1 pseudogene is annotated in these 230 nt (G+C 67.8%); it reads right to left on the bottom strand.

Going from position 1 to position 230, the window contains the following annotated elements:
- A pseudogene (locus KVT37_RS33290) lies at positions 1-230 on the bottom strand (sulfite exporter TauE/SafE family protein); the annotation flags it as partial.

Genomic DNA, 230 nt, shown 5'->3' with positions numbered 1-230 from the left:
GCAGGTAGAGCCAGCGCAGCACGAAGCCCAGCGCTACGGCCCCGTCGATCAGTCGCACCATCTCCCCGGTGACCAACGCCGCGGGCAGCCAGCCGAGACCGAACCCGATGACGGCGCCGGGCATCATGTCGACCAGCATCTTGCGGGCATAGACGCCCCACCAGGTCCACACCGAAACGATGTCCATCAGGCACAGGAACGGCAGCAGGATGGCGGCCGCCTGAACCGGC

The sequence above is a fragment of the Mesorhizobium sp. GbtcB19 genome, assembly GCF_019091085.1.
In the GTDB taxonomy this organism is placed as follows: domain Bacteria; phylum Pseudomonadota; class Alphaproteobacteria; order Rhizobiales; family Rhizobiaceae; genus Mesorhizobium.
The sequence above is the reverse complement of the archived record's forward strand: the minus strand, read 5'-3'. Positions and strand labels throughout refer to the sequence as shown.